Raw genomic sequence first — 4,998 nt, forward strand, 5'->3', positions numbered from 1 at the left:
CGGCGGACACACGGCCTCTCAATGCCGAAGTCACCATTGTGCGGGACGGCAATGTGCGAATTGTCTCACCCGGAAGCCGGAAGTTACTCAACAGTAGCCGAGAGAACGACTCCGGAGGAAAGAGTTTCCGGAGATTGCCCCGAATTACCGGTCACGGTCGCGCGCCCTCCGCCCGGGGGCGCCGCCGGCGGCCGTCCCGGGGTGTCCGGATACCTCCGGACGACCCGGGAACCGCTCGGTCCGGCCGCCGCTGCCGGGGCGCGGGCGTCTGCCCCGCCGGGCGGCTCAGTCGCCTTCCGAGATCGAGTCGACCCGCAACCGCACGGTTTCGTAATTGAAGACGGTATCGACCGTATCTCCGGTCACCCGGCCGAGCAGAGCCTGACTCGACAGGGCGCTCTGCGGATACCGGCCCACGGCCGGATCGGCTTCGTGGTCGGGCACGATCTGGTACTCCATCCGGACCTCGACCTCGCCGTACGCGTCGAGCTTCGATAGGAGCAGTTTCGAATACACCATCACGATGAGGAACTTCGAAAGCGTCATTCGGCACCTTCCTGGTGACCTGCGCCCGACCGGGCGGCCGGACAATCTACATATCTCCAGGTGGAAGCTCATGTTTCACTTCCGCCCCCGGCCGCCGCGCACGACACGGCGCGGTAGGCCAAGCTGGAACCGGACCGAGACCCACCGGCACCGACTGGAGCACCCATGAACGCCGCGGATACACCGACCGATATCGACTGGGAGCTGCTGCGCGCCGGCGCGCGGGAGGCGATGCGGCGGGCGTACGCGCCCTATTCCGGTTTCCCGGTGGGGGCGGCGGGCTGGGACGGCCGGGTCGTATCGACCGGCTGCAATGTGGAGAACGTCTCCTACGGTCTCGGGTTGTGCGCCGAATGCGTCCTCGTCGGCAACCACCGGGTCACCGGCGGCGAACGGCTGCTCGCCGTCTCGGTCTGCGACGGCCGGGGTGAGATCCTGCTGCCGTGCGGCCGCTGCCGGCAGGTGCTCTACGAGTTCGGCGGGGACGATCTGCTGATCGACCACCGCGACGGTCCCACCCCGCTGGGCCGCCTGCTGACCGATGCCTTCGGTCCCGGGGACCTGGCCGCCGGACGCGGCTGACGACCGGGTCCGGCGGTCGCGACCCCGCCCGGCCGGCGCACGATATCCGCGGCCGGTCACCGCGCCCGGAATCTCGATGCGCTCCCACCCGTTGCTCCCGGTATGACAGTTCCCCTCTCCGTCCTCGATCTGGCCGCCGTAGCCGCCGACGGATCGCACAGCCAGGCCCTCGCCGACACCCTGACCGTCGCCCGCGAAGCCGAACGGCTGGGTTACCGCCGGTTCTGGGTGGCCGAGCACCACGGCATGCCGGGGATCGCGAGTTCGGCGCCGCCGGTACTGATCGCCGCCGTCGCCGCGGCGACCGAGCGGATCCGGGTGGGGTCCGGCGGGGTGATGCTGCCCAACCACGCCGCCCTGGTGGTCGCCGAGCAATTCGGCACCCTGGTCGCGCTGTACGGCGACCGGATCGACCTCGGTCTGGGCCGGGCGGCCGGCACCGACCCGCTGATCTCGGCCACCATCCGGCGCGGGGCCGCCGCCGAGGCCGTCGAGGATTTCCCGAAGCAGGTGGTGGAGCTACTCGCCTATTTCGGCACCATTCCCCCACTGCGCGGCGGGCAGGGCGACCGTATCCGGGCGATCCCGGGCGAGGGCGACCCGCCGGAGATGTGGCTGCTGGGGTCCAGCGATTTCAGCGCCCGGCTCGCCGCCATGATGGGGTTGCCGTTCGCCTTCGCACACCATTTCGCCGGTGGGCGCACCACCCCGCTGGTGTTCGAGCTGTATCGCCGCGAGTTCCGGCCCTCGGAGGTGCTGAGCGAACCGCGTTCGATGCTGGCGGTGTCCACGGTCGTGGCCGACAGCGCCGAGGAGGCACGCCGCCGGACCCTGCCGCAGAGTCTGGTCCAGCTGCGGATGCGCACCGGGCAGCTGCCGCAGCGCATCCCGACCCTCGAAGAAGCGGTGGCGTATCCGTGGTCGGACGCGGAGAACGCGTTCGTCGACGACCGCAACGCCGACCAGGCGGTCGGCACCCGCGAGCAGGTACGCGACCGGCTGGACACCCTGGTGAAGGAGACCGGCGCCGACGAGATCATCGTCGCCCCCACCGGCCCGACCGTCGCCACCCGGCTCGAAACCCTGCGCGCCCTGCAGGAATGAGGCCCGGCACGGATCTCGTGGCGGAAACGGATCCTCGGCGCCGCCGCCGGCGCGCTGCGAGACTGGGGGCGTGACGGCACACGACGCGATATCGATCATCCGGGCCAAGCGGGACGGCGCACCGCTGTCCGACGAGCAGATCGACTGGGCCATACACGCTTTCACGCACGGTGAGATGGCCGACGAGCAGATGTCGGCGCTGGCCATGGCGATCGTGCTGCGCGGGATGGACCGCCGCGAGACCGCACGCTGGACGCACGCCATGATCGAGTCCGGCCGCCGGCTGGATTTCACCGGCCTGTCCCGGCCCACCGTGGACAAACACTCCACCGGCGGTGTCGGCGACAAGATCACCCTCCCGCTGGCGCCGCTGGTGGCCGCCTGCGGCGCCGCGGTGCCGCAGCTGTCGGGGCGGGGTCTGGGCTACACCGGCGGCACGCTGGACAAACTGGAGTCGGTACCCGGCTGGCGGGCCGATATCGGCGTCGACCGGATGCACGAGATCCTGGCCGATCCCGCCGGGGGCGCGGTGATCTGCGCCGCCGGCGCCGATCTCGCGCCCGCCGACAAGCGCCTCTACGCCTTGCGCGATACCACCGGGACCGTCGAATCGATTCCGCTGATCGCGAGTTCGATCATGAGTAAGAAGATCGCCGCGGGCACCGCCGCACTGGTACTCGATGTGAAGGTCGGCTCGGGCGCGTTCATGCGGACCCGTGACCAAGCGCATGCGCTGGCCACCGCCATGGTGGAACTGGGCACCGCCGAGGGCGTCGACACCGTCGCCCTGCTGACCGCGATGGACACGCCCCTGGGCCGTACCGCGGGTAACGCCCTCGAAGTCGAGGAAGCGGTGGAGGTGCTGGCCGGCGGGGGTCCGGCGGATGTGGTGGAACTGACACTCGCGCTGGCCCGGGAGATGGTCGCCCTGGCCGGGCTCGATGCCGACCCCGCCGACGCCCTCGCCGACGGGCGGGCCATGGATCGCTGGCGCACCATGGTCCGGGCCCAGGGCGGCGATCCGGACGCGGCGCTGCCCACCGCCGCGCATACCGAAACCCTGCCCGCCCCGGCCACCGGCGTGCTGACCCGTCTGGACGCCCTCGCGGTGGGGATCGCCGCCTGGCGGCTGGGCGCCGGCCGCACCCGCCAGGGCGCCCCGGTGCAGGCCGGGGCCGGTGTCCGCCTGCACGCCGTCCAGGGCGACCGGGTCACCGCCGGGCAACCGCTGCTCTCCCTGCACACCGATACACCCGAGGCCTTCGACCGGGCCCGGCAGGCGCTGACGGAGGCGATCACGGTCGCGGACGCCGCCGACGAGCACAGCGGCCGGGGACCGCTGATCCTCGAACGGGTCGCCGCGGACCACATCCGGACATCCCCTGCCGATCACGCACCGCGGTAGCTGTCCGGACCGCGACCACCGGGCCGAGCGGGAGTGAACTCGAGATGAGCGGCGACCGAAGAGGCACGACGATTCGGGGCGTCCGGCCGACAGGCCGGATGATCGGCGATACCGTCGGAACATGACCGGACCGATGCCGCTGGATCTCGCCTCGTTGCGCCGCGCCCCCAAGGCTCTGCTGCACGATCATCTCGACGGCGGTCTGCGGCCCGCCACGGTGCTCGAACTGGCCCGCGAATGCGGGTACGACGGGTTACCCGCCCAGGACGCCGAAGCGCTGGCCCGCTGGTTCCGCGACGCCGCCGACAGCGGATCGCTGGAACGCTACCTGGAGACCTTCACCCACACCGTCGCCGTGATGCAGACCCCGGAGGGCCTGCGCCGGGTGGCCCGCGAATGCGTCGAGGACCTCGCCGACGACGGCGTCGTATACGCCGAAGTGCGCTTCGCGCCCGAACAGCATCTGGAACAGGATCTGACCCTCGACGAGGTGGTCGAACACGTGCTGGCCGGTTTCGCGGCCGGCGAGGCCGACGCCGCGGCGGCCGGGCGGCCCATCGTGGTGCGCTGCCTGCTCACCGCCATGCGGCACGCCGCCCGGTCGCGCGAGATCGCGGAACTGGCGGTGCGGTTCCGGGATCGCGGAGTGTGCGGTTTCGATATCGCCGGCGCCGAGGCCGGCTATCCCCCGTCGCGCCACCTCGACGCCTTCGAGTACATGCGGGTCAACAACGCGCATTTCACCATCCACGCCGGTGAGGCCTTCGGGTTGCCGTCGATCCACGAGGCGCTGGCCTTCTGCGGCTGCGAACGGCTGGGGCACGGGGTGCGGATCGTCGACGATATCGAGGTCCCGGGCGCGATCGAGGAGGCCCGGCTCGGCCGGCTGGCCGGATTCGTCCGCGATACCCGGGTCCCGCTGGAACTGTGCCCCTCGTCGAATGTGCAGACCGGGGCGGTGCCCTCGCTGGACAAACACCCGTTCGACCTGCTCGCCCGGCTGCGCTTCCGGGTCACCGTCAATACCGACAACCGGCTGATGAGCGATACCTCGATGAGCCGGGAGATGCTCAAACTGCACCAGGTGTTCGGGTACGGCTGGACCGATCTGGAACGTTTCACCATCAACGCCATGAAATCGGCGTTCATCCCGTTCCCGGAGCGGTTGCGGATCATCGACGACATCATCAAACCGGGTTACGCGGTCCTGCTCGGCTGAGCTGTGTTCATTGGCGCCGCCTGCGGCGTCGCGGGTTTTGGCCCCTCTGGGCCCTGCCTTTCAGCCCTCGAGACTCGCGCCTGCGGCTGGCGGTGGCATCGCCGGCCAGCACGATCACCTGAGCCCGGATATCGCGCGCCAG

5 protein-coding genes are annotated in these 4,998 nt (G+C 70.7%); 4 read left to right on the forward strand and 1 reads right to left on the reverse strand.

Annotated elements, in window-relative coordinates; translation table 11 throughout:
* Nucleotides 1-285 precede the first annotated feature (285 nt).
* Nucleotides 286-546: a hypothetical protein gene (locus tag ACWDU1_RS29450; RefSeq protein WP_450003451.1), complete on the reverse strand. Its 261-nt coding sequence runs from the start codon at nucleotides 544-546 to the stop codon at nucleotides 286-288.
* A gap of 165 nt (nucleotides 547-711) precedes the next feature.
* Between ACWDU1_RS29450 and ACWDU1_RS29455 the strand changes: the two genes are divergently transcribed.
* The 4 genes from ACWDU1_RS29455 (at nucleotide 712) to ACWDU1_RS29470 (ending at nucleotide 4,856) form a co-directional block, all read left to right on the forward strand.
* Nucleotides 712-1,128, forward strand: coding sequence for a cytidine deaminase (locus ACWDU1_RS29455; RefSeq protein WP_450003452.1), 417 nt, complete (start codon nucleotides 712-714; stop codon nucleotides 1,126-1,128).
* Nucleotides 1,129-1,230: 102 nt separating this feature from the next.
* A complete protein-coding gene (locus ACWDU1_RS29460) occupies nucleotides 1,231-2,232 on the forward strand; it encodes an LLM class flavin-dependent oxidoreductase (RefSeq protein ID WP_450003454.1) in 1,002 nt (333 codons plus the stop codon).
* Between the two features lie 70 nt (nucleotides 2,233-2,302).
* The gene (locus tag ACWDU1_RS29465; RefSeq protein WP_450003456.1) at nucleotides 2,303-3,637 is read left to right on the forward strand and encodes a thymidine phosphorylase; all 1,335 of its coding nucleotides are present in this window, start codon (nucleotides 2,303-2,305) and stop codon (nucleotides 3,635-3,637) included.
* Nucleotides 3,638-3,758: 121 nt separating this feature from the next.
* Complete coding sequence (locus tag ACWDU1_RS29470) at nucleotides 3,759-4,856, forward strand: adenosine deaminase (RefSeq protein WP_450003457.1); 1,098 nt, start codon at nucleotides 3,759-3,761, stop codon at nucleotides 4,854-4,856.
* Nucleotides 4,857-4,998 lie beyond the last annotated feature (142 nt).

It is taken from the genome of Nocardia sp. NPDC003345 (assembly GCF_053589395.1).